The following is a 25,661-nucleotide window of genomic DNA, read 5'->3' as shown; positions in this document are numbered from 1 at the left end:
GCAGATACTTATTTCCCTGTACTATCAAACGCCTGCCATAATAACACCATAGTTATTTTTGAGCACTGTCTCCCTGTGATAATACCATTTCTTTATTGTATCGGTACATCACATGAAACCTTGTAACTATCCCAATGAGTTTCTTATCATCATCTTCGTCAACTACTGGAAGACATTCATGTTCTTCCATACACATCTCATTGTACACTTCAAGTAAATCCTGGTCGAGTGTGAGTGTATATTGATCGGTTAATACCAGATCTTTTGCAAGCAGATGTTTCTTTGCTTCATCGCTAAGCAATGTATCGCTATGTAATATATTACTAATCTGTCTTAAATCTATCATTCCAACATACTCTTCCTTTTCATTCAATACCGGAAATGCATCAGCATTAGATGAGCGCAATTTTTGTAGAATCTTATCGAAAGGCGTATGCGACTCAACAGTTATACAATTTCTAACGACAACATCAGCTACCCGCAAGTGTTTCAGGATTGCTTTATCTTTACCCATTTCCATTGATTCCCCTCTTCTGATAAGCTTCATTGTATAGATAGAGCCGCTTTCAATTTTCTTCGCAACTATGTGACTGATTATACAGCTTACCATAATCGGCAGAATTATTTCATAATCACCGGTCATTTCTACCAAAATAAGGATTGCCTGAATGGGCGCATGAGTTGTACCTGCTACAACGGCAGACATACCCACCAGCGCATATGCCCCTGGCGAAGCAATAGCAAAATAAGGAACATCCTGAACACAAACCCCAAAAAGTCCACCCAGAGCAGCACCCATAAACAACGAAGGCGCGAATACTCCACCTGAACCCCCAGCTCCAATCGTAACCGATGTCATAACTATTTTGAGTATACATAAAAGAGACAACATAAAAATACTGAATTGGCCGGGATTATTCAGTACATTTTCTATAACCCCATACCCTACTCCATTTATCTCAGGACAGAACATACTTACAAGCCCCAATAACAATCCCCCTATAGTGGCTTTTAGTAACCAGTGGATCTTAACTGCATCAAAAATATCTTCTGTTTTATAAAGAACCTTAATAAAAAGCACCGCAACCAGGCCGGCCAACACACCAAGCAGGCAATACAAGCTCAGCTCTCCATAACTGGCCAGTTCATATTGAGAAACAATAAATGCGGGGATATTTCCGTAATAAGCCCTTGAAATGGAATCAGCAACTAAAGAAGATATAAGTATGGGGGTAACGCTGTTGATCCTGATATCTTTCAGGATGACTTCAGAGGCAAATAAAGTACCGGCTATAGGTGCATTGAAAGTTGCTGAAATGCCTGCAGCCGCGCCGCAGCCGACAAGTACGGTTACCGCAAAACTGGGCATTTTGAAAAAACGTCCGAAAAAAGATCCTATGGCAGATCCAATTTGTACGATTGGCCCTTCTCTACCAACTGACCCTCCGGAACCTATGCATATTGCCGACACAAACATCTTTATAAAAACGATGCGTGGCCTGATCAAGCCACCTTTTCTGGCGACAGCAGACATAACCTCCGGAACCCCATGGCCTTTTGCCTCTTTTGCAAATATATTTGTTATAAAAGCAACGATAATAAGCCCAACAACAGGTATTATTGATATGTAAACAAATTGTAATCCTTTGAATTCATTAATTTCACCGCTGATATCAAGGAAAGATATTTTACCTACAAACAGTGCTACATAATTAATCCCAATGGAAATATATCCGCACAGAATTCCAATTAAAGACGTCATGTAAACTATTAAATATCGAAATATAATTGCAAAATACGCACCTGCAAGCCCTACCAGCGCCGCCAGCATGAGTATAAATGTATCGTCGAAAATCTTTAATTTTCTGGCCGCCGCAATGATTTTTAATCCAACTTTATTATCTTTAACCATAGAAAGTTATTCTACAATAGAAAAGATTTTCTTAAACATTCCATTCCTGATATTTGAAAGGAGTTTCTTGAGATTATTCCCTAACTTTTCTTCATTAGATGCCTTTAACGTTATCCTGATACCATCTCCTTCAAAATACCTGGAGTGATTAATCCGAACATCATTATCCAGCCTCATAGCCCTGTATGATTTGTCAAACTCATCCTCTTTCAGACTGATAGTAGGACAACGCATAGACTTTATTAATCTGTATATCTTCTCCCCTTTTTGTCTCTTATTAAGTTTACTATCCACGATGATGAGACTAATTTCCTCTAAAGACAGCAACTCTTCTATTGATAACTGTTTTATCAACTTAAGATCGAATAGATTTTTTATTGTCTCTTTTGCTTCATTTATGTTAGTGATTGATTCTCTAAAAAGGAATTTATAGATAATTTCTCTTTCTTCTGTGTCAAATAAAACAAGAAGAAATGCTTTTTCCAGTTCAAGTTCACCTCTTGCTACAGACTGTTTCATTGAACTCCCCAGCCGTAAAACGGAAAGGTATTTGTCCATTATATTCTTATTTGATGGTATTTTAAGGAGTGGGGCTATTTCAGCCAACACTCTATCTTTAGAATACCCTATAGCCAGAAACCTTTTTAAGACAATTGCCTTCTCTATTTCATTGAACCCCCTTGAGTATACATTATCGTGAAGGCTCAGCAATAAAACCTCTTCTTCATTTATACCATCGATTATCTTTGCTTCTATACTCTCCATCCCTAAGGCCCGGCAAGCCATGACGCGCCGCAACCCACACACAACAGTATATGTCACATCATAATCAGTATTCTTTTTCAAAACAACAGGACTGATTAATCCAATTCTATTCAGCGATTTTTTTATGTTATTAAAATCCTGCTTATAATTAAAGACATATTTATCATGCCCTTCTGAAGATAAATCAATATCGTTTATTAAAACCTGTACGTAAGCCATTCTTCTGTTACTAATAGTTGATTGAAACCTCAGCTTATTATTAAACTAATAATTGGAAAGAGTATTATTGGAAGAATCCCGTAGATGACTAATATCTAAATTGTCAGAGCGGCACATTAGATTTCCCGGATAAACTAATATTGCAGGCACCTGGCAAGACGGAAACCGATATCACTGAACTTTTTTTCGGTGGGAATAAAATCATTACGATCTGTCGTACGCAAGCCCTTATCTTTGCTGCGCCAACCACCACCCCGCAAAACACGGCCGTGCCCTTCTGAAGGACCCTGAGGATCTTTAGCGGGACTGACATCATAATATCTCTTGTCATACCAGTCTGAACACCACTCCCATACATTTCCCATCATATCGTAAAGGCCAATTCCATTAGGCTGCTTGCTCCCCACACTATGTGTACGGCCCTCGGCAGTAGATCCATACCAGGCATATTCTCCAATTTCCCCTTCATTATTTGTCCCAGCCCATTGCTGCTTCAATCCACCACTCCTTGCAGCATATTCCCACTCCGCTTCTGTTGGCAGGCGGTAATTCATGCCGGTTTTTTCATTCAGTTTTTTTATAAACTCCTGAATATCATCCCAGCTCACTCTTTCTACCGGGCAGTCTTCACATTGGAATTTCGACGGATTCTTACCTGTTACATATGCCCACTGTTTCTGTGTTACTTCTGTTCTCCCCAGATAAAACCCACTCACGCATACCGTATGCACCGGTTTTTCATCACTACCCCCTGTGTTAAAGATATCTCCCATTTCAAAACACCCACCTTTCACAAAAACCATACCGTCCTCGATCTCTTCAGCAGCTTTTGTTACCTGATGATGTGGCTCTACTGTTGGACGTCTTTTTTCATCTTGTTTGTTCCTTGCTTCCACGATCAGGTTAATTGCTTCTTCAAAATATTTCCCTTCCCTGCCTTCTAATGTGATGTAATCGGTTAAATTTGATAACGAGTAATCATAGTTTCCCGTTTTTAAAAGTGCCTTCCCGAATAGATAATGAAATTCTCCTGGCAGACTAACCGCCAGTTTCTTCGCTCTCTCTAAGTTATGTACAGCATCTTCCCATCTTTCAGCATCCAGATCTGAAGTTGCAGTGTTAAGCAATGAATCCAATTGTTTTTCATACGACAACTCATTACCTTGCGCAAACACATCTGTCATGCCAATATTGAGTACAATCATAACCAGTGTTAATAAGTAGTAAAAGAAAATCTGTCTGTTATATCCGGTTCGAATTGTCTGCATTACTCATAACTCCTCTTTAAAGTATTTTCAATATCTATTCAACTATCTTTGATACTTTGAATATAGAATAAAAACTGTTAACACATTACACAGAAACACACTGAAACATTTTTAATAATTACAAATGACGGTCAACTATTACCAGGTCTTGTGACTCTGACAATTTTTGAATTGAGATAATATTAGTTATTATCAGCTGATTTGTCAAATAAATAGGAATAGTATTAAGAGTCAAGCTAATGCGTTTTAATTGTAGACTTTACTATTATAAAAAGTAGAAAACCTGGATCTCAAACATTTTATGATATGATTGAACAGGTTGATTATGAAATTATTTAGCAAGTAGACAACCATCCTTTTTTTATGTAAAATCTGATTATGGAAAAAACAACTAAAGGACAACTGGAAGCAAAAATAAGTGAAGCAATAATAAAGTTTGAAAAAGAATTTATGGGTAGAGGCCCATTAGAAGCAAACACCTTTATTATAAAGGACGCAATAATGATACGCTGCAAAGGAGTCCTTACACCGGCAGAGGTACAACTGACTAAAACCCAGGAAGGCGCCAAGTTGATAAAAAGGACGCGTATGCAATTGTTAGAAGGAGCAAAAATGCTATTAAAGAATATCGTATCTGACATTACCGGCTGCAAAACAAAAAGTCTACACTCTGACATCAGTACAAAGACAGGAGAAAAGGTAATTGTTTTCATATTGGACCAAAACCTTGAGTCAAGATTTAAATATCTGGCAATAAAGTAAATGTATTTGGTATCATAGAAAAGTTAAATAGAGATTAACCCGGAAGGCGATAAAACAGACAAAAAAAACAGTTGATTTATTTGTTTCTTTAAACTATACTTCCTCGAAAGTATCGGAAGACTAGACAAGAATTCTATTCCTTTCAATAGAATTGTTGTTGAGTAAGCCAACATTATTTCCTATCATCTTCTTAAACGAAGAGAGACCTGAGAGATGATGCTGGCTTTTTTTGTATACATGCTCAGGTACCGGTTAATTTAACAATGAGACACAAACAACCATTAACTTATATCACTGAAATATACAAAGATATGGTGAAGCAGATAGATCCCGCTTATTTAATCCCTCCTGATATGTTGGAAATAATACCACTGACCAAAAAGTCAATAAGCGAGGAAGGAGTATTATTACAATCCGGGTTGAAAACATTAGCAACCAGCGAACCAAATAAATTTTTTATTAAACAGTCCTGGGGTAGTTTTAAAGAAGTTCGAAATGATTTGCTGATACAGGCATATTCAACACTGATAGAAGCAAAGAATGAGATTCCCATAAAAATCATAAGTGACTCAATTCCTCATCTAATTATTCTATCAGAGAACCAGAGAATCAGGCATAAAATAGATATAGTTATCTGGCAGCAGTTATTTGAAAAGGGCGATATATTTCTGGGAAGAAGGGCATGCCTGAACCATAAACAGATAGACCAAATAAGCTTGAGTAATTGTGATCTCAATCTACTTGGTGAAGAAAAACAAGAGATTAACCTGGGGTCATACTGGGCAGGATTTATTGCTTCATATGCTATTAAAGAGAACAAGGATATTTTAGAAATTTATTTTTCATCATTAAATACCCTCTTTTCAGATCGAATTATTAATTTTCCCTTTCATTAAATTTTTTGATGAATATTTTCCCATAGCTAAACAAATCAACAATTAATAATTTTTTGACTTAATTCGTTACAGGAAATCCGTTAGATAATAATAAAAAAAACTTGAATATTTTATTTTATCAGATACGATTCACATTTAATTGAATGTTCTATAAGAACACTTCTTACGGTTAAACACTATGATGAAAAAACAATCCATTTTTTCCACGTTAAATCGAGATATACCATCAAGTATCGTTGTGCTCTTTGTTGCCTTACCGCTTTGTCTTGGAATAGCATTGGCAAGCGGAGCGCCGCTGTTTTCCGGTCTTATTGCAGGAATTGTTGGTGGTATACTTGTCGGGGCGATAAGTAAATCCGCTCATGGAGTCAGCGGGCCTGCTGCGGGCCTTGCTGTAATTATCCTGACTGCATTAATTACTACACCGTTTGAAACCTTTTTGCTGGCCGTAGTCATCGGCGGCATAATTCAAATAATCCTTGGTTTTTTAAGAGCTGGAATTATAGGATATTATTTTCCATTATCGGCTATAAATGGAATGCTTGCGGGTATTGGGATCATTATTTTCATTAAACAGTTACCTTTTGCATTTGGATATGATGGAGAGTGGAAAGGGCCTGATTACCATGCCTGCATGAGTGATGGCAATACGTTTAAAGCGCTGATGCAGTATTTTGAACATATAACAGCCGGGGCAGTAATAATTGCTATTATTTCAATGGCAATTCTATTATCATGGGAATTGTACCTGACAAAGAAACATAAATTTTTCAGGTTAATACAGGGACCAATAGTTGTAGTAGCTGCAGGTATTATTTTTCAACTTTTAACAAAAAGTTTTTTTTCCCAATACCATTTAAGCCATGAGTACCTGGTACATGTGCCGGTTGCGAACAGTGTCTCCTCTTTCTTTGGACAATTTACTTTTCCTGATTTCAGCCAGATAGGTAATAAAGAAGTTTATATCCTGGGTGTTACGATAGCACTCGTAGCCAGCTTAGAGACACTTTTATGTGTAGAGGCTACGGACAAGCTGGATCCTCATAAGAGAGTTACACCAACCAACCGTGAGCTATTTGCCCAGGGCGCCGGAAACATTGTATCCGGGATGATTGGCGGGTTGGCAATTACTCAGGTGATCGTTAGAAGTTCAGCAAATGTACAGGCTGGTGCAGAATCAAAAATATCTGCTATTCTTCACGGGTTTTTTCTATTGATTTGCGTTGCCTTTGTTCCAGGCATTCTTAATCTCATACCTTTACCTGCTCTTGCGTGTATATTGTTAATGGTTGGATATAAATTAGCGAAACCTGCTCTTTTTGTAAAACAATACAGACTGGGATGGGAGCAATTTGTACCGTTTATTGTCACTATACTGGGCATTGTTTTTGAAGATCTATTGATAGGGCTTGCTTTAGGGTGCTGTGTAGGTTCTGCCACTATCTTAATTCGTAACTTTAAGAATTCTCATTTTTTACACAAGCAGACATCTGACGGAAAACAACAAATAAAAATCAGCCTGTCTGAAGATGTTACTTTTTTGAATAAAGGGGCGATCATAAAAGAGTTGGCAGCAATCCCCAATGATAGTTACCTGACTATTGATATGAGTAAATGTGCCAGCATTGATTACGATGTAAGGGAGGCAATCGGGGATTTTATTATTTCAGCAGACGATAGAAATATAAACGTAAAAGTGATCCAGCCTCTTGGCCGATCTTCTGCAAAAGAAGAGATTTACTCTAAGAAACTGGATAAATGGGTCTATGCTTTGCCTGTACAAAGCAATCCGTCAACAGATTAAAATCGGTTATTTGTGTAGAACGATTAATTAATTACGCAAAAATTAAATCATAAACGTAATTACATTCGATTAATCCCTCCTGGCATGATAAATATATTTTCATCAAATCAATAGATAACTTCTAAACCGGAAAAGGGAAAGATAGTTGATATTGTCTTGTTTTTACAGGATGCTATCAATATCATACATAAACATGTTTTTTTTAATGATTGCCGTTTTTGTTATAGGCTATCTGGCGATAGCGCTGGAACATACGATAAAAGTTGACAAGGCGGCAACCGCGCTGATAACCGGTGCTTTGTGCTGGGGAATTTACTCGTTTGCTCCCGATATTGTACTTCATTACAATAGTCAGGAGTCAATTAATGTTATTGCCCAATCAGAACAGACACCACCCTGGCTAAAGGAGTATTTGTCTCACGAGACTATTAATCGAAGCATAGACGATCGTTATGGTTCTACTCCGAACATAATTAAACGAAAAAGACTACATATTCCGATCCACCAATTTCCTGCAGAAGAGACACCGGAGATATTACACGGCTATATTGAACATTCGATTACTCATACTTTAAGTGAAGTAGCAGCAATCCTTTTTTTCCTGTTATGTGCAATGACGATTGTAGAGGTGATTGACGCGCATGAAGGTTTTCGCATAATCACAGATTTCATAAAAACCACCAGCAAGGTGAAGTTGATGTGGATTGTAGGTTTAATTACATTCTTTTTCTCGGCAGCGCTGGATAATCTGACAAGCTCTATTGTGATGACAACGTTGCTGAAGAAGTTTATGAAAAAGAAGAAGAATATCTGGATGTTTGCGGGTGTTATAATTATTACCGCTAATGCCGGAGGCGCCTGGTCGCCTATTGGTGATATTACTACCATTATGTTATGGATTGACGGACATATCACCTCTCTTAATATCATAACTTCATTGATACTCCCAAGCCTAGTATGCATGGTAGTACCATTAGGAATTCTCTCTTTTAAGATGAAAGGTAAAGTTGTCAGACCAGAAGATACCCGGGTGAAGCATCAACTTTCTGATCCCACTACAGATACTGAACGGAAAGTTGTTTTCTTCCTTGGTATTGGAGGATTGCTTTTTGTACCTTTATGTAAAGTTATAACACATCTTCCTCCGGTTATAGGGATAAGTTTCAGCCTGGGTGTACTCTGGGTAGTTACGGAGTTGATGCATCACAGCAAGAACGAAGAAGTAAAATCGACAAGAACGATAGTTGGAGTGCTCAGAAAAGTAGATACGACGACTATCTTGTTCTTCCTTGGTATCCTTATTGCAGTTGCCTCGTTACAATCTGCCGGACACTTAGGATATGTTGCTACCTATCTTGATAATCATGTAGGCAATATATATGCTATCAATTTGATAATAGGATTATTATCTGCTGTTGTAGATAATGTACCACTTGTGGCAGGGGCTATGGGCATGTACGAGATAGCGCCAGGTGGCCATTTTGCCGTGAACGGAACATTCTGGGAACTCCTCGCCTATTGTGCCGGAACCGGGGGAAGTGTTCTGATAATTGGATCAGCTGCAGGCGTCGCTGTTATGGGTATTCTCAAAATTGATTTCATCTGGTACTTGAGTAAAATGAGCTTACTGGCGCTGGCCGGTTACCTGGCTGGAGCAGGAACCTACTATCTTCTCAACGCATTATAAATCAGCTTTAATCCTGTAAACGCTTACAGAAACGATTGTACCTGATAATTAGTTGTATCCGCATGTTCCACCCCACAATCATCACTGACTTCATTTTGTTTGCTTACAACAAACAACCAGACAGAACCCGCGACACCTGCAATGAGAGAAGCAAACATAAGACCAGTTTTGGAGATAAGTAATAGATTTTCCTGATGCTCAAAGGCAAGTTCAGCGATGAACATAGACATCGTAAATCCAATTCCAGCCAGCAAGGATACCCCGGCAATTTGGGTGAAACGAACACCACTGGGCAAGCGCGCAAATCCAAATCTTAAAAGCAGCCAGCTCACACCGGTAATACCAGCAAATTTTCCAACGATAAGGCCCAACGATACTCCTAATGCCACTGGATGGGCCAACGTTTCACTTAAAGAGGACAGCTCCAACTGCGTTCCGGCATTAGCTAATATAAAAAAGGGAATAATGATATAAGCGACTGGCATATGCCATGTATGTTCCAGACGCTGTGACAGGGTTTGAACGCTTTGCGCGCTACTTTCCAGGGAACATACAATAGCACGTAATTCAGCATTATTCATGATGCTTTTATCGTGTTCATGACTGGATTCAAACCGCTTCATTAAATATTTAACACGCTCATTAAAAACCATCGGATTGTATTTAGGTATCGCAGGGATAGAAAAAGCCGCCAGGACCCCCGCTAAGGTAGCATGTACTCCTGATTGCATAAGCATGTACCATAACAAAACTGAAACAATGAAATAGGGAGTAAAGCTTCGAATACCACCACGATTAAACACTATAAGCAAGCCAAACAGCCCCCCTGCAAAAGCCAGCGCGTCTAATGAAATATTCTCTGTATAGAAAATAGCAATCACCGTTACTGCTCCTAAATCATCGACAATAGCCAGGGCAACCAGGAAAGTAATCAGTGCTTTAGGCACACGGTGCGAGATCAGAGCCAACGCGCCAAGCGCAAAAGCAATATCGGTAGCCATCGGCATTCCCCACCCGCCGGAAGCTACCCCTTCCGGATTAATAAAGTAGTAAATCAGGGCTGGTGCGGCCATACCACCAATCGCTGCCGCAATCGGAAGCGTAGCTTTGCGCACGTCTGCAAGTTCACCAACTAAAACCTCGCGTTTAAGCTCCAGACCGACCACAAAGAAAAAGAGGGTCATCAAACCATCGTTGACCCAATGATGCACTGTTTTTTCCATCTCCCAGGAACCAACATCTATTGAAATATGCGTCTCTATCAGCTGATGATAGAATTCGGCAAGACCGGAGTTTGCCAATACCATAGCCAGCATAGCCATTATCATTAACAATATGCCGCTAGTAGCCTGACGATGTATAAACTCCTCAAAAGGAGTCAGTATTCGATTAAATGTTTTTTCCCAGGGGGCATAAAAAATCCCATCGTGACAGGAGTCATCAATCGGTTTGTTTTGTTCTTTCATAAATTCATGCTCTATTTATAAATAATTTCTAATAAAATTGTTTGCTCTCTGGCAACATCTACGAGTTTTGCCGAGTCTGGAAAGTTTTAATTACTAACTAAAAATGCCTGAGTTTAGAATAAATCATAGATCTGCATTATAACATAAAATAATATAATTTCTATTGATTCTCAGACGCATCCGGTCAGGTTTTTACGTATACGGCTTTTGTCATACCCGCCCGGCTCAACCGTTCGGACGGGTACCTATTCGGGCAGGAATTCCTTTATCGGGTATCTATGTGAATCGTTCAATCTGGATTCCTGCTTTAAGCATGCCTGCCCGAATAGGTACCCGCGTAGGTTGGGCACTGCCCACCAGAAACATTCTACGTCCGGGAACAAAAATTGTAGGGTGCGTTTTACGCACCTGAAACACGCCAGCATAATCAAGAATTTGTTTCATATATAACACCATTGCCGTATCCAACGTTGTTAGCGGTGCATGGAATGCACCCTACCACCCACCAGAAACATTCTACGTCCGGAAACGAAATTCGTAGGGTGCGTTTTACGCACCAGAAACACGCTGGATTCCCGCTTAAAGCGGGCGGGAATGACAGTTTTGGAGCATTAATTTGCAATACGCAAAAACCTGACCGGATGACGCTGATTGATTCTAGATTATTTGAAACTCTAAGAACTAAATGCGAGACACCTTCTCTTCAATTAATTTACAACAAAGCTTATATGATTCGCTGGATTTGTCGAGAGTGTTATCGGTCTCACAAAAGGCCATGGCACTTTCCTGAAGCTTCTTTTCCTCATAGATTCCATTTATATTGGTGACCACAACTCTTCCACGTTTATCAGAATAAGCACCAACAAAATCATAGATACCACCAACAATTGCCAGTTTATTCTCCTTTACTCTGTCACCATAATATTCGAGTGCTTTCTCTACCTGATAATCAACATTCACCTGGCTAAGATAAGCAAGTTCCTTTTTTTTGTTACCGATCTTCACTAAATGAGCAATTCCTCTCTCAATCGGAATGGTCAAAGGGAGCATTTCACGCTGGACCTCACGACTGGCTGCAGAAAAGTCCGATTTTTTCAGACTACTGATAATCTTTGACTCTCCTTTAGAAGAGGTAAGTTGAATTCCGCCCTCTTTTTTCTGCCCACCTGTGACAGACACCACTGAAGAGTCATCTTTTGATTCTTCCAGTTTTCTTACATTTGCCAGACTGGCACCAGCTGCAAAATTTACTGCCCCACAATTTGTGTGTCCAAGTATAAAAAATATTGGAGTATTAAGGGCCGTTAAAGCATATGCAAGGCTACCCTTGTTCCTGGCAACCTGATTTCCCGCGTTACGGACCGTAAACACCTTATTAATGAGGTCCATCCCAAGAATCTTCCCCTGTATACGAGAATCAGCACAAGTGAGCATTGTTATAGGTGGATGTTGCTGGTCTTCATAAGCTGAAAACTGCGTATCTTCACTCTTCTCTACGAATCCTTCATTGTGGACTAAAAGATCATAAAAGAAATGTCCAAGTTCCATTTTTCATGTTCTCCTCATTAACCATTCTATACAACTCTGGTATTACACAGCATGAGTATTCATAAAACACCATCTACTGATTATCAGGTTTATGCAATAAATTTTCCAGATCCTGTATCTTCTTATTCAAACCGGCATTTTCCGTTTTAAATTTTGACGTTGACTCTTTGAGCTCTTTGTTTGCCTTATTCCTCAGTTCATACCGGTCCTTACGCTTAGAGAACCCGTCTGCCATACCACGTATCTTTTTATGTAAATAAGCCCTCTCTTTTTTATACTTTAACTTTGTTTCTTCCAGTTCCTTATGTACCCTGTTTATTTTTTCATTTTTTTCCTGAAGAGCTGCGGACAGGTTTTTTGTCGCTTCTTTCAGTTTTGCAAAATCATTAACAAGCTGGTCCCTCTCTTGCACTGAGCCAAAAGACTTCATGATTCGCTTTCGAATCTGTTCCTGGTCAGTCCTCTCCCTGATGTAACCAACCTCTTTTATGTTATCATATTGTTTTATCTTCTTATACGCATACCCAACATTTAATAATAACAGTATTATAATGATGGTCTTCGCATTTATAGATAACCGGAATTGATTATTCTCCATAATTTATACTCCTGGTCCAATCGTATTCAGTCTTTAAAATCATGGAATCTTATTGGTCTGTCATGTCTCTGAATATACCCTCAATCATAACAGGCTTTCCTGATTCATCACGTACCAGACTGCAACTAACCTCATAGATAAAACGTTCCCCGTTTTTCTTTTTACAAAAAGCTGTATAATCCCTGCACACTCCCTCTTTTTCCAATGTTTTGATTAATTCATACCTGTCTTGAGAATTTACATAAATATCTACTACGCGAGTACCAATCACCTCTGTTGGAGAATTATAACCAAGTATTTCCGCCCCTGCCAGGTTAACGTAAGTATACACACCATCTATACCCGGTTTACATTGGTAAACTCCATCACTTATCGAGTTCAACAGAGCTTTATGTTGCTTCTCTGACTCGTGGAGTTCATCTTCCAGTTTCTTACGTTCCGTAATATCCCTGAAAACCCCAAAAATAAGAGTAGGTTTACCATGCTCGTCTCTTACCATATTAGAAGTACGTTCCATGTAAAACTGCTCACCACTCCTCTTTTTACAATGTGAAACAAAGCCCATCCATACTCCATCTTTCTCAAGTCTTTCAACGAGTCTTTTGCGGTCTTCCTGATCGATATATATATCTGCTACTTTTGTCCCAAGTACATCTTCCGGTGATTTATATCCCAGTATTTCAGCCCCGGCCTTATTAATCCAGGTAAAAACTCCGTCAACGCCAGGTTCACACTCATAAATACCTTCCATTAACGAATGAATTCTTCGTTTGTATCGCTGCTCAGAGGCAGAGAGTTCTCTCTTATTTGCATCCAGTGAACTGATCATCGTATTGAAAGCTTTGGCCAAATCACCAATCTCATCGTTTTGTTTAACTTCTATCCTTTGAGAAAGGTCCTCACCGGATGCCATTTTCTCGGCAACTGCTCGCAAGCGCAGAATAGGGTTGGACAACTTCCGGCCCATAAGGTACGCAGCGAGAATAACGGGAAACGCAATAACGAAGAGAATGGCATTAGCAATAAAATGGAGATTGTGCGCAAGCCCATATCCTTCGTCCATGTCAATTTCCGTAATGACACCCCACTTGAATTCAGGCAGCCAATGCCATACACCCAAAACCGTTATGCCGGAATAGTCTGAATAACCGCTTCCACTAAAACCGTTCTTTCCGGAAACACATTGCGCAGCCCCATAAGTCAATTCGCCTGTTGCCGGGTCTGTCACTTTCAATTCCAGCGAGCATCTTTTCTTCACCAATCCATTCTTTTTTAAACGTTCAGCAAATCTGGACTCGGATATCATATAACCTTCCTCATTTACAAGGTAAGACTCTCCTGTCTTCCCAAACTTCAGGCTATTCATCATATTACTCAAGGTACCCGCGTGGACCCTCAATACAATAACTCCGATGATATCATTCGCCTTATTCTTTAAAGGAGTTGAAACAAACATTGTTGGCACTCCTATCTCTTTCTCGTCAAACTCATTTACAAGTGGTACTTCTGACGGCATGATACTCGATGCAAATGGATACCCTCGTAATGCTTTTTTGAAATAATCTTTATTTGATAAATCTCTCCCTACACTCTCTTTAATTGTAGCTATTGTGACCAATCCTTTATCATCGCAGACAAAAGCACCCATGTAACCATACTCAACGACAATCAGCTCTAAATACCTGAGAGTTTCCGCATACTCTTCATCCTTCCAGGTATGATGCACGCTATTTATCATATAAGGGTTATCCGCAATAACCAGGACATCCGTCATTCTTTCACGCATCCAGTTAGATACCAGCGTTGCCTGCTTATGCCCGGCACTACTCAAATGGCGAATCTGCAACTCCTCTACATCCCTCTCCACCTTAGGAAAAGCGATAATCTTTAAGATAACAAATGGCAGCAACGTAAATACAATTAACAAAAAAATAATTCTATTTTGAATTGAAATAAACATTTTTATCTCCGTAATGTAAGAAAATTGTAATCACAGTCATTTCCATTCTCCAGAATCGATTACCTTTCAATATTCTCAGAACAAATCAACGTCATCCGGTCAGGTTTTTGCGTATACCGCTTTTGTCATACCCGCCCGCCTGCCCGAATAGGTACCCGTGTAGGGTGGGCACTGCCCACCAGAAATATTCTACATCCGGAAACAAAAATCGTAGGGTGCGTTTTACGCACCAGAAACACGCCAGCATAATCAAATGTCTGTTTAATATATAACACCATTGCCGTATCCAATGTTGTTAGCGGTGCATGGAATGCACCCTACTTGTCTGGATTCCCGTTTTAATCATGCCTGCCCGAATAGGCACCCGTGTAGGGTGGGCACTGCCCACCAGAAACATTCTACATCCGGGAACGAAATTCGTAGGGTGCGTTGTACGCACCAGAAACACGCCAGCATAATCAAGTGTCTGTTTAATATATAACACCATTGCCGTATCCAATGCTGTTAGCGGTGCATGGAATGCACCCTACTTGTCTCAGGACAAATTAACTTTTCACAAATATACCACGATATTTCAAATAAATCAAGAGAGTGAAGACGGATATATTGCATGGTGAATCGTATATATAAATTAATTGTATATTCACCATGGAGGCTATCTGCCGTTACTATTCAAGTAAAACACACAAATCGTCCTGTCATAGCCTGGCAAACCAATGATCTGTTAAGACAACTACAAGGATTTACTCAAGGAGGGTTGTTGAAGAATATGGTGTTAACATTCAAATTATGATATTACTCATTCTGTATATCCTGAATATTATTTACAAAGTTTATAAACCGTAAGTTGAGAAATTTTACTTTTTTATTATAAACTTTTCATGTTTTCAATCTAAATCATCAAGTAACTTCAGGGCTTTCCTGCTCTCCGTCATACCAGGATTCAACTCCACAGCTTTAACCAGATATTCTCTTGCCTTTTCAATATTATTTTTTCGAGCAGAGGATATTCCAAGGCTATGAAAAGCCCAGGCCCTGTCTTCGTCTGACTGGTCCATTTTGACTGCCTTATTTAAGAGGTCTTCACCCTTGTCATAGTGCTCATTTTGCATCTCAATCGTTCCAAGAATGAAATAGGGCAACCCGTCTTCAGGATACTTTTGCCTCAGGTCATCAGCAATCCTGTAGGCATCATCATACTTTCCCATTTTACAAAGACTTCTTGCCTTTATAATCAAAGATTTCCTCTGCAAATAACCCTGAAGAAATAACAGGGCCTTCTTACTTTTCTCCATATTACTGTCCAACTCAATCGCATTTACAAGAAACTCCTCTGCTTTTTCATAACTCTTTTTTCTAACTGATGCTATTCCCAGATTATGAAAGGCCCACGCTTTATCCCTGTCAGTCAGTCCGAGTTTAATGGCTTTATTTAACAAAAGCTCACCATTGTCACAGTGCTCCCTGTGAATCTCGATTGTCCCAAGTACTAAATATGCCTGTCCGTTTTCAGGAAATTTTTGCCTGAGGTTATCCGCGATTTTATAGGCATCATCATACCTTCCCGTTTTATATAGATTTCTGGCATGCGCAATTTCCTTATCATACTCTGTTTCTTTTAAATCCTGTTTTCCGCTCTCTTTTTCTGAAGATGAAACATGCCTGGGCTCTGACTTGTGTAATAATTTTTCAAACCAGGATTTATGTTGATTAATGGTTGTGTTCCTCTTTGAAAGGCCCTCTTTGTCTATATCAGCGCCTTTCTGTTTGTCAACCCTGGCTGTCAACTGATGGATGATCGCCTCTTTCTCCGACAGCTTTTTCTGGTACACTTCAGTAACTACATTCAGCTTTTCAAGTTGTTCTGTAAGCTTATGGTAAGCTTCGTCTTTCTCTGTAAGAGTTTTCCTGTACTCTTCAGTTGTCAACTTCTGTTTGTCAACCTGTTCAGTAAGTTGGTTGATTATGCTGTCTTTCTCTGAAATATATTTCTGATACTCTTCAGCAGCCGCTTTCTGCGTATCAGCCCTTACAGTAAGCTGCTGTATTGCGGCCTCTTTCTCTAAGAGCACCTTCTGATAGTTGTCATCCCTCGATTTCAACGCGTTATTGTTGTTGTTTGTCAGTTCTTCGACTTCGTGACTCTTTTCGTTTATGCTCTGGTGCAGGTGGTTATTGTATAACCTGTTCTTTACTTCCTGCCCCAAATGGAACAGAAATACTCCGCCAGTTACGAGAGCAACTCCTAATATCGCAATCCTGCTCATAATTTTCTCAAGAAATATAGTATAATGGTAAAGATAATAAAGAGTGAAAATCTCATGTTCCCGGTTAAGATTTTCCGCCAGTAAAGGCTTTTGTGAAATAGTTCTTTATTTCTACAATCGGTTTTGCCTTTTGAACTCCCGGCGTTTTTTCCTTAACATCTGTTGTACTTCTTAACACCCCGGGAACTGTCGTTATCAATCCAGATACACCATTTGTGTCACGCTCTGTTTTAAAGGATGTTTTTGAAGCTGACCGCTTGAATTTTTTAAACCAGGACCTGCGTTGTTTGATGTTTTTATTTCTCTTCGAGATATTATCCTTGTCTTTTTCATCGAATTCCCGTTTGTTAATCCGGGTAGTAAACCTGTGAATGTTATTTCCGTTTTCCGGCATGTTCCTCGTATACTCTTCAGTAACTATATTAACATTGTCAAGCTGTTCCGTAAGCAGGCGAAAGGTTTTGTCTTTCCCTGAAAGATCATCCTGGAACTCCTCAGCAGCTATCTTCCGTTTACTATTCCGAGATGTCAGTTGGTGAATTGTTTTATCTTGCTCTGACAGGCTCTTTCGGTAACCTTCAGCATCTGCGTTTAGTTTATCAACCTGTGCTGTAAATCGGTGGATTGTTTCGTCCTGTTCTGATATGCGCTTCTGATATTCCTCAATGACCGTATTCTGTCTGCCAGCCTGTTCTGTAAGTTGATAAACAGTTTCGTCTTTTTCTTCCAGGCATTTCCGGTATTCTTCAACAGCCACATTCTGTTTGTCAATTTGATCTGTAAGCTGATGGATATTTTTTTCTTTCTCTGACAGGCCCTTCTTGTATTGGTCAACCCTGGAATGTAATTCGTTATTACTGTTTACCAGTTGGTCAACCTCATCTGTCATCTTGTTTACACGCTTCCGCAGTCTGTTATTGTCAAACCTGCTCTTTAATTTCTGACCAAAATAGAACAGAAACATTCCTCCGCACACAAATGCGACGCCAGCGATCATTATCCAATTCATAACTTTCTCACAAAACAGATATTAAGAAAATAATCATTAATTTCATACATCGCCCGGTGATAACAGATCATAGAACCGTCTGTAATCAGGTAATGGCTCCTTCTGTAAGTATTGTTCCACTTTTTTATTTTCTTCGTATGCCTCACTTTTTAAAATGTCTTTGTCTTTATCATAGGATTTTGGGGACAATAGATCAAAAAACTGTTTATAATCCGGCAACGGCTCTTTATATAAGTTCCGTTCCATTTGTATGGTTTTTTCGATGGCTTCCTGTGTCCAGATTCCCTGGTCTTCGTCAATGATTCGAGGGGTAATTAAAACTACAAGTTCGCTTCTTCTTGTGTCACGGAGGAGCCTTGAAAACAGCCCGCCCAGAAGAGGAATATCACCAAGTAACGGGACCTTTCTGCTTTCCATGATCTTTTCATCCTGAATCAGCCCGCCAATAAAAACGGTCTCCCCGTTATCAGCTATCAGCCAGGTAGCAACTTCTGTAGTATTAACAATGGGAACGCCATTCTCTTCAATAGTCGCTGACTGAATACTAGGCTTTACATTGAGCAATATCTTGCCGTTATCATTAATGTATGGGGTTATTTCGAGAATAGTGCCGGTTTGTATGAATTCGATAGTCTCCTGTGATATACCATCACTGACAGTGGTTACTCTATACCCCTGCTCTCCACCAACCTGAACTTTAGCGGGTTTGCCGTGTATGGCGATAATCTTGGGAGTGGACAGAGTGTCTACGTTAGTCTCTGTCTGCAGGGCATCAAGAGCCGCTGAAATATCAAAATTTCTACCGATACCGGTGATAAAGTTGGCAAAAAAGCCTGCTCCAACACCAGGGACCGGAGAAATCATTTCGCCAACTTCACCAGGCTGCACTGCTCTGCTCAGCCCGCCTGTAGAAAGACGCGCGTTACCTGTTACCCTTTCCCAGTTAACACCCATTGCCATATCATCATTCAGAGTAATCTCCAGGATCTTTGCCTCAATCACCACCTGTCTTGGCATAACGTCCCATTGATTGATTAACCTTTCTATCTTATTTATATTTTCCTCTGTATCCTCCACGATAACCGTCTTTGACGGTTTATGTATCTTGACAGCTCGCATCCCGGACATTGAATCCAGTATCTGCTGTATATATTTAGTCTCAGCGTATTTGAGTTTAAAAATACGCATTTCAAGATTACTGGAAAATGGATCAATCGCATTTCCGGACTTATAGATATAATAAAGATTTCCCCGTTTCTGATAGCTGAACCGTCCGGCATTCGTAATCGCGTCCAGCGCTTCATTCAGCGTTGCCTTATAAAGGTGCACAGATATTCTTCCTTTGACTTCTTTCGCTGTTGAAATATTGATCTCCTGTTTCATGGAGATGGCTGAAAGCGCCTGACGGATGTCAGTATCAATGAAATTGACGGTTATAAGGTCATCCTCCTTCGATTGGGCAGGAATCAGGTTTTGCTCTTTATCAGATAACGTACTACCCGGATGGATATTATCCGTTCCTTGCCGAAAACCACTGATATTCTCCCGGGACCCTGAAATGGATGGATGGATGAACATCAGTAAAATGATGAGATAGCCACTGGTTATTATTTTTTTCTTATTGATTTTTCTCTTATTCATTTCTTAACATTTCAACTTTCACTGTCCTGTCATTCATGACGAGTATAACTTCTTTTTTTCCTATCCTGACTAATGTATAGTCATTTATCAGGTCTCCCACTCTTACAAATTTATTATTTATGATTGCTATTGGATTCTTCCCGCCGACAACCGTACCCTTCAGTTCCAATTCTGAAGCCATCTCTGGAGAGCTGATTGTCGCATTGCCGATTTCGGCATTTTCCGGACTGCTCTTTGTACGCTCTTTTTCAGCTTTTTTCAGAAATTTTGTATTGTCAAAAATATCTCTCTTAAGCTCAGGAAGCGGCCCGACCTGGTCCTTCTTACGCCAGCTTATCTTTTTCAGCGTTTCAGTATTTACTTCAGGGACATCTAATTCTGTGACAGTCAGATTATTCTGGATATTGTTCTTAACAGTGGTACCCGTACCCTTTTTGTGTATCAGCCGAAAATAACATAGTACCACCATAATCACGGCCAATCCTATAGCTATATAAATCTTATTTTTCTCTTTTTGTTTATCAGACATTGCGTAGTTTTATATTTGCTTCTCATTTAGTCGATCACATTTCAAAAACACTGGTTGTTAAATCAACTTTACATCGCTTATCGGTGTCGGACTTGAAGATATTAATTCTTTCCATTACCAGCAAACGGTTCATTGTTTCAAGATCGTGAAGGATTTTATAAGTATTTTCAAAAGAACCCTTGAATTCCACTCGAATGGGAATTCTTTTATAGTTATCCTCTATAATGGGAGGAAGAGGCTCTATATTTATCAATAACTGTTCTCTTTGTTCCATTAACGAATCAATTTCTGTCAGAAACATTCCAATCTTAGCAGTTTCCGGTATTTGATCATTTATGATTTTCAGCTCATTTTTAGTATCATCTAAAAATTTATTGAGGTTTTCCAGATTTACCTCGGCTATATTTAATTTTTTCAATTTTTCTGAAAGCAGTTCTGTCTCCTGCTGTATTTGTCTTTTCTGTTTGCTGACGTAACTTACAATCAGATAGCCGCATGTTACCAGAACAACGACCACCGTGAGCAGACAGAATCGATCAAGTTTTCTCATCCTGAGCGTTATCATTGATTATCCTCATACATTCTGCACGTGATTTGAAACTGGATTAAACCCTTATCTACCTTACTGGCCTGGTAATACCGTTTACCTCTGATTTCTTTTGCGTATTTCAATACGACATCTTTAAATAGATCATCACTCGAAAGACTGATTAAAAAATTGCCCAGTTTATCATTGGACAAAGCAAGCCCCGTCAACTCGAGTTTATCGTTATCAATTCTATCTTTGCCAGGGGTACTATCAATAGTGAGACTGGTAAGCCAGGCATATTCATTCATGATATTTGACAGTTGATAAAGCACGCTCGAATAGGGCAGATTCCTTTTTATGGTTTTAAGCACACCCTGTTGCTGATCCAACCTTTCCAGTTCTGCCTGTATCCGGTAAATATCATCAATTTTTGTACCGATCAGCGCGTGAATATTTTCGAGGTTTTTCATAGGTCTCTCTTTATTCAAGACAAACTGCGTCTGGTACGCATAGAAACTACCCGGCAGTGAAAGTAATGCTATAAGCAATACTGCCCAGAACAAAAGATGACGTCTCAGATATCGAGAAGACAATATATCTGAGGGGATCAGATTAATCTCTCTTAAAGCCATTTCACCTTCCTCATTCCCATGCCCAGCGCAAGGGTTAATGGGACCTCATCAAACACTTCTGCGAGGGTACTGTGGTCATTATAAGATATTTTTTTCAGCGGATTGATCAGTTCTGTCTTGATGTTAAGGCTATTCTCAATGAATTGGTCAAGATGGTGAATTATGGTCCCTTGTCCGTATATGTATATGTTTTTGATTGCGGTATTATGCTCCTCAGACCTGAAAAATGCGATCATTTTCTGAAACTCATGTATTAACTTATTGATATAAGGAACTATGACCTGATACGTTGGACGGATTCTACTGTCCATTTTTATATCCGAAGCAGTATCTGCAGTGTTCTTGTCGTTTTGACGATTTTCATAGATAAGCCCATATTTTCTGAGAAGCGTTTTGGCGGCCTTGCTATCTTCTGTAAGCCCAAGGTTCTGTTCCAGTTTTTTAATAATGGGCTGTATTCCCCACATGATATTGCGCTGAGCTAAAATACTGTCATTACCTATAATTGAAAGCAGGCTTTCTTTATAACCGATGTGGCATAAAATAACAGAATCATTAATAGCATTGTATAGATACCGGTGTAGCCGGACCAGAGATAACAAGCCATAATCAATTACCTCTACGTTAATACCTGCCTGCTTGAGCATAATGATATATTGCTTTATCAGCTCCTTTTTCACCGAAATCACTGCCGCGTTATACCGGTCTCCACTACCATCATTCCCTATCCTGCAAACTGAAGTATAATCTATAGCGGCTTCATTCATTGGAATGGTAACACGCTCTACTGACTCGCGTACGATAGCCGATTCAATACTTTCTTCTTCATCTACTTTAAACCGGATGGGAAAGCTTGTGATATTTTTTGTGGGGACAAGTACAATAGCTCTTCTGCCAGCAAATTTTCTATTTTTGATCATATCTTTTAAGATCTTTACCAGTACACCATTATCCAGAACATCCTCAAAATCATCTTCAAATAGTTGGTAAAACCACTCTCTTACACCCAAACCATACCCAGTTTCTTTTAGTTGTATTGCAGATATACTATGATCACCGATATTAATGGCTATTGGGTAATTTGGTTTAAGATTAAACATGAGTTTTTCTGAAAATAATTATTTAACGACAAGTTTAATCGCAAAACTTATGCCGTGATTTAAAAACATGCAAGGTCAGACCATTTTACAATACATTATTTAATTCGTTAGATGTCTGAGTTCATTAAGTCTTTAATCAGCTGTATGTTAAGTTATACAATATATTAATATGATGAGCAGGACGCAGCAGTCATTATTATATTTATCACTATGATGTGATTTCATAGTTGGGTTATATTGTCTGTTTTTATCGGAAAAAACAGATGAAGATGTTTAATAAATAAACACTTTTCAATCCTGTCCTGGTGTCAACTTCTGGCTGAATATTTAAATGCAAAACAAATCAGAAATTCTAATTTTCAATACTCTCCAGAAATATTCTACATTCGGAAACGAAATTCGTAGAGTGCGTTTTACGCACCAGAAACACGCCAGCGTAATCAAGAATTTGTTTCATATATCACACCATTTCCATATCCAAGGTTGTTAGCGGTGCATGGAATGCACCCTACTGGCCTACGTCCGGAAACGAAATTTGTAGGGTGCGTTTTACGCACCAGAAACACGCCAGCATAATCAAGTGCCTGTTTAACAGATAACACCATTGCCATATCCAATGTGGTTAACGGTGCATGGAATGCACCCTACCGCCCACCAGAAACATTCTACGTCCGGAAACAAAAATCGTAGGGTGCGTTTTACGCACCTAAAACACGCCAGCATAATCAAGTATTTGTTTCATATATCACACCATTGCCGTATCCAACGTTGTTAACGGTGCATGGAATGCACCCTACCGCCCACCAGAAACATTCTACGTCCGGAAACACAAATCGTAGGGTGCGTTTTACGCACCTAACCCGACTTTCGCTATTCGAGGTATTTTGACGATCTAAGTCCTTATAAATCAACAAAAACACCCTAAAAGTCTACACTACAAATTGCAATCTCTCTACTTCACGATAGCCTCCAAATTAGATGTAATTTTCGGTGGTGGTTGTTTGGGCAAATTAAATTTCATTTGACTCAGTAACATTTTGTGTTCCTTTTCAGGTTGTGTATATCGAGTCAATACGAGCTGTTTTCCATCAGTAGTCGGAAAATGTACATCAAGCATTTGCATCTTCTTAAACTTTTCTATTACGGCCCTTGGTGTTAGTCCTGGAGCTAACCACTTTAACCTCTGCTTAAGCGTAACATTTAAACAATAGGCCTGAAACGCAACAAAAATATGTGCCTCTATTCTTGTGTCTTTCTGATGATGAATTGGACGTATTAACAAGTCACCTTTCATCTCTTTAAACGCCTGCTCTACTTCTCCCAATAACATATACTGCTTCCAAAGTAGCCCAGGATCTGTAGCCGTCAAATTAGATCAAAGCAAATACTTTCCTTCCTTTCTCATCACTTTGCGAAGCTTGTCTTTGTCCAAGCTGAAGGTAAATGTCTCTTTGTTAACTACTTCCTTTGCATCAGGCAAATTGATCTTTACCAACGAGTATGCTCGTCCCGCTTCTTTCTTGGCCGCCCCTATCTTTAATAGCAATTTGTCTCTGCTGTTGCTCTGATCCTGCAACTGCTTTAACCTCTCCAATAGTTTCCTTAGCCTACGTCTACGCATAGCCCTCTCTTTGTTTACACGGTCTGCACTCTCCACCAATACATACAGATCTCCATCATCCTTGAGTAACTTTACTTTTACTTTGTCTCGGACTTCTTCCCACGGTTTGTCTAAAAACTTTTTTTCAAGCTTGGTCAATCTACCCTTGGGAGTACCTATGAGATATTTTATCGGATACTCTGAACCTTTCATCTTCTCTATTGTTTCATCCGTTGGAATCCCTCTATCCATCAACCACGTACGATTTGATTTCCCATATTGCCCTTCAACCTTTTGCAAAAACATTTCAAGCGTGTTGGAGTCTTTCGTATTGCCTGGCATCACTTCATACGCCAAAGGGAAGCCCTCTGGAGTTACAATAAGAGCTATCACTACCTGTACGCAGTCTGACCTCTTATCTCTACTATATCCAAACTTCCGTAGTCCTGCACCAGGTGGGTCACATTCAAAATATGTACTGGTCAGATCATAAAGTAAAATGTCAAACCTGGCATTGAACATGTTATGCCATCTCTGCCTGAGAAATGAGAAAAGATCTTCTTTATGCTCAACGAGTTTGTCGAGACAACGATACAATTTATCCTTTTGGACTAAACCATAGTCTTCGCCTAATAGATCTGCCATGGCACTTTGTTCATACCACAATCTATGTAAACGCCACTCACTTCCGGGGTCTATTAATCGATAGGCAGTGAGTGTCTTAAAAACATTTAGCCAGCGTGTTCCTTTTCTACCAGGTAATAGTTTGCCTGACCAGAACTGATCTAGTTTTAAGAGATCCCATAGCTCACAAAACAACCAGCACGCTCCCCACTGACGAGGGTTTTTAATTTGTAATTCATTTAATTTTACATGTATCGCATTCTGAGTTTCGTTGTGTGAAGGAGAGAGTGTGTCTTGAGGGAAAAGATGCATTTGCCTGGGTTGTTCTTGCCCGTCTTCAAATACCTCTATTGCTTTACGCCATGTGTCTTGTTGGTTATCACTTATTTCGCCAAGGTAGAGAACTTGGCGTTGGACAATACGACCAGAGCTTGTTCGCTTGTTTTCGACTATGTTCCAGTACCTATGGTTCTTACCATTTTTAAATCGTTCGTTGCATCTTAGAAACATGATGAGGGTATTATTGCAGAAAGGAATTAAGAAAAAAAGGGGGTAGGTCTACACTACAACGGGTTTTGGCCTATTTTGGGACTTCTTGAAAAGCTGGATCCTTTATTTACATGGACTTACGTTTTGGTAAACTCAAAAATTTTCCAAAATTCCTTAAATTTAGTCGCGAATAGCGAAAGTTGTTAACGGTGCATGGAATGCACCCTACCGCCCACCAGAAACATTCTACGTCCGGAAACAAAAATCGTAGGGTGCGTTTTACGCACCAGAAACACGCCAGCATAATCAAATATTTGTTTCATAGATAACACCATTGCCATATCCAATGTTGTTAA

21 protein-coding genes and 1 pseudogene are annotated in these 25,661 nt (G+C 39.4%); 4 read left to right on the top strand and 18 right to left on the bottom strand.

The window, feature by feature from the left end; translation table 11 throughout:
* Window positions 1-52: 52 nt before the first annotated feature.
* The 3 genes from SCALIN_RS00885 to SCALIN_RS00875 all read right to left on the bottom strand — a co-directional run bounded on the left by SCALIN_RS00885 (window position 53) and on the right by SCALIN_RS00875 (window position 4,164).
* Window positions 53-1,912: a chloride channel protein gene (locus tag SCALIN_RS00885; RefSeq protein WP_096892381.1), complete on the bottom strand. Its 1,860-nt coding sequence runs from the start codon at window positions 1,910-1,912 to the stop codon at window positions 53-55.
* A 6-nt stretch (window positions 1,913-1,918) separates the two neighbouring features.
* Window positions 1,919-2,896 (bottom strand): ParB/RepB/Spo0J family partition protein, encoded by a 978-nt coding sequence (locus SCALIN_RS00880; RefSeq protein ID WP_096892380.1) that lies wholly within the window; start codon window positions 2,894-2,896, stop codon window positions 1,919-1,921.
* Window positions 2,897-3,030: 134 nt separating this feature from the next.
* Entirely contained in the window at window positions 3,031-4,164 is a 1,134-nt protein-coding gene (locus SCALIN_RS00875; RefSeq protein WP_096892379.1) for a formylglycine-generating enzyme family protein, read from the bottom strand.
* A gap of 378 nt (window positions 4,165-4,542) precedes the next feature.
* On the opposite strand from SCALIN_RS00875, the gene SCALIN_RS00870 reads away from it, so the two are divergent.
* The 4 genes from SCALIN_RS00870 (at window position 4,543) to nhaD (ending at window position 9,313) form a co-directional block, all read left to right on the top strand.
* A complete protein-coding gene (locus SCALIN_RS00870) occupies window positions 4,543-4,926 on the top strand; it encodes a Na-translocating system protein MpsC family protein (RefSeq protein WP_096892378.1) in 384 nt (127 codons plus the stop codon).
* A 263-nt stretch (window positions 4,927-5,189) separates the two neighbouring features.
* A complete protein-coding gene (locus SCALIN_RS00865; RefSeq protein WP_096892377.1) occupies window positions 5,190-5,822 on the top strand; it encodes a hypothetical protein in 633 nt (210 codons plus the stop codon).
* Between the two features lie 178 nt (window positions 5,823-6,000).
* Window positions 6,001-7,626, top strand: coding sequence for a SulP family inorganic anion transporter (locus SCALIN_RS00860; protein WP_203415291.1), 1,626 nt, complete (start codon window positions 6,001-6,003; stop codon window positions 7,624-7,626).
* Window positions 7,627-7,819: 193 nt separating this feature from the next.
* Window positions 7,820-9,313, top strand: coding sequence for a sodium:proton antiporter NhaD (gene nhaD / locus SCALIN_RS00855; RefSeq protein ID WP_096892375.1), 1,494 nt, complete (start codon window positions 7,820-7,822; stop codon window positions 9,311-9,313).
* A gap of 23 nt (window positions 9,314-9,336) precedes the next feature.
* Here nhaD and nhaA read toward each other — a convergent pair whose 3' ends face one another.
* From nhaA to SCALIN_RS00790, 15 genes and pseudogenes are all read right to left on the bottom strand, one after another.
* Window positions 9,337-10,779, bottom strand: a complete 1,443-nt coding sequence (gene nhaA / locus SCALIN_RS00850; protein WP_096892374.1) for a Na+/H+ antiporter NhaA — start codon at window positions 10,777-10,779, stop codon at window positions 9,337-9,339.
* Window positions 10,780-11,460: 681 nt separating this feature from the next.
* Window positions 11,461-12,327: a carbonic anhydrase gene (locus tag SCALIN_RS00845; protein ID WP_096892373.1), complete on the bottom strand. Its 867-nt coding sequence runs from the start codon at window positions 12,325-12,327 to the stop codon at window positions 11,461-11,463.
* A 73-nt stretch (window positions 12,328-12,400) separates the two neighbouring features.
* The gene (locus tag SCALIN_RS00840; RefSeq protein ID WP_096892372.1) at window positions 12,401-12,925 is read right to left on the bottom strand and encodes a hypothetical protein; all 525 of its coding nucleotides are present in this window, start codon (window positions 12,923-12,925) and stop codon (window positions 12,401-12,403) included.
* 49 nt (window positions 12,926-12,974) lie between these two features.
* Window positions 12,975-14,885: a PAS domain S-box protein gene (locus SCALIN_RS00835; protein WP_096892371.1), complete on the bottom strand. Its 1,911-nt coding sequence runs from the start codon at window positions 14,883-14,885 to the stop codon at window positions 12,975-12,977.
* A gap of 125 nt (window positions 14,886-15,010) precedes the next feature.
* Window positions 15,011-15,163, bottom strand: coding sequence for a hypothetical protein (locus SCALIN_RS21880; RefSeq protein WP_162532088.1), 153 nt, complete (start codon window positions 15,161-15,163; stop codon window positions 15,011-15,013).
* A 17-nt stretch (window positions 15,164-15,180) separates the two neighbouring features.
* Window positions 15,181-15,372, bottom strand: coding sequence for a hypothetical protein (locus tag SCALIN_RS21535; RefSeq protein WP_133111566.1), 192 nt, complete (start codon window positions 15,370-15,372; stop codon window positions 15,181-15,183).
* A 400-nt stretch (window positions 15,373-15,772) separates the two neighbouring features.
* A complete protein-coding gene (locus SCALIN_RS00825) occupies window positions 15,773-17,152 on the bottom strand; it encodes a tetratricopeptide repeat protein (protein ID WP_096892369.1) in 1,380 nt (459 codons plus the stop codon).
* Window positions 17,153-17,216: 64 nt separating this feature from the next.
* Entirely contained in the window at window positions 17,217-18,161 is a 945-nt protein-coding gene (locus SCALIN_RS00820) for a DUF948 domain-containing protein (RefSeq protein ID WP_096892368.1), read from the bottom strand.
* 42 nt (window positions 18,162-18,203) lie between these two features.
* Window positions 18,204-19,802 (bottom strand): type II secretion system protein GspD, encoded by a 1,599-nt coding sequence (locus SCALIN_RS00815; RefSeq protein ID WP_096892367.1) that lies wholly within the window; start codon window positions 19,800-19,802, stop codon window positions 18,204-18,206.
* Window positions 19,795-20,331, bottom strand: coding sequence for a hypothetical protein (locus SCALIN_RS00810; RefSeq protein ID WP_096892366.1), 537 nt, complete (start codon window positions 20,329-20,331; stop codon window positions 19,795-19,797). Before SCALIN_RS00810 ends, SCALIN_RS00815 begins: the two co-directional genes overlap by 8 nt.
* Window positions 20,332-20,365: 34 nt before the next feature.
* Window positions 20,366-20,896 (bottom strand): type 4a pilus biogenesis protein PilO, encoded by a 531-nt coding sequence (gene pilO / locus SCALIN_RS00805; RefSeq protein ID WP_096892365.1) that lies wholly within the window; start codon window positions 20,894-20,896, stop codon window positions 20,366-20,368.
* The gene (locus SCALIN_RS00800; RefSeq protein ID WP_096892364.1) at window positions 20,893-21,492 is read right to left on the bottom strand and encodes a PilN domain-containing protein; all 600 of its coding nucleotides are present in this window, start codon (window positions 21,490-21,492) and stop codon (window positions 20,893-20,895) included. The genes pilO and SCALIN_RS00800 overlap by 4 nt, the downstream gene beginning before the upstream one ends.
* Window positions 21,483-22,592 (bottom strand): pilus assembly protein PilM, encoded by a 1,110-nt coding sequence (gene pilM / locus SCALIN_RS00795; protein ID WP_096892363.1) that lies wholly within the window; start codon window positions 22,590-22,592, stop codon window positions 21,483-21,485. Before pilM ends, SCALIN_RS00800 begins: the two co-directional genes overlap by 10 nt.
* 440 nt (window positions 22,593-23,032) lie before the next feature.
* Window positions 23,033-23,197, bottom strand: a complete 165-nt coding sequence (locus tag SCALIN_RS21875) for a hypothetical protein (protein WP_162532087.1) — start codon at window positions 23,195-23,197, stop codon at window positions 23,033-23,035.
* Between the two features lie 347 nt (window positions 23,198-23,544).
* Window positions 23,545-25,326, bottom strand: a pseudogene (locus tag SCALIN_RS00790) (IS1634 family transposase).
* Window positions 25,327-25,661: the final 335 nt, after the last annotated feature.

The organism is Candidatus Scalindua japonica (assembly GCF_002443295.1).
In the GTDB taxonomy this organism is placed as follows: Bacteria; Planctomycetota; Brocadiia; order Brocadiales; family Scalinduaceae; genus Scalindua; species Scalindua japonica.
The sequence above is the reverse complement of the archived record's forward strand: the minus strand, read 5'-3'. Positions and strand labels throughout refer to the sequence as shown.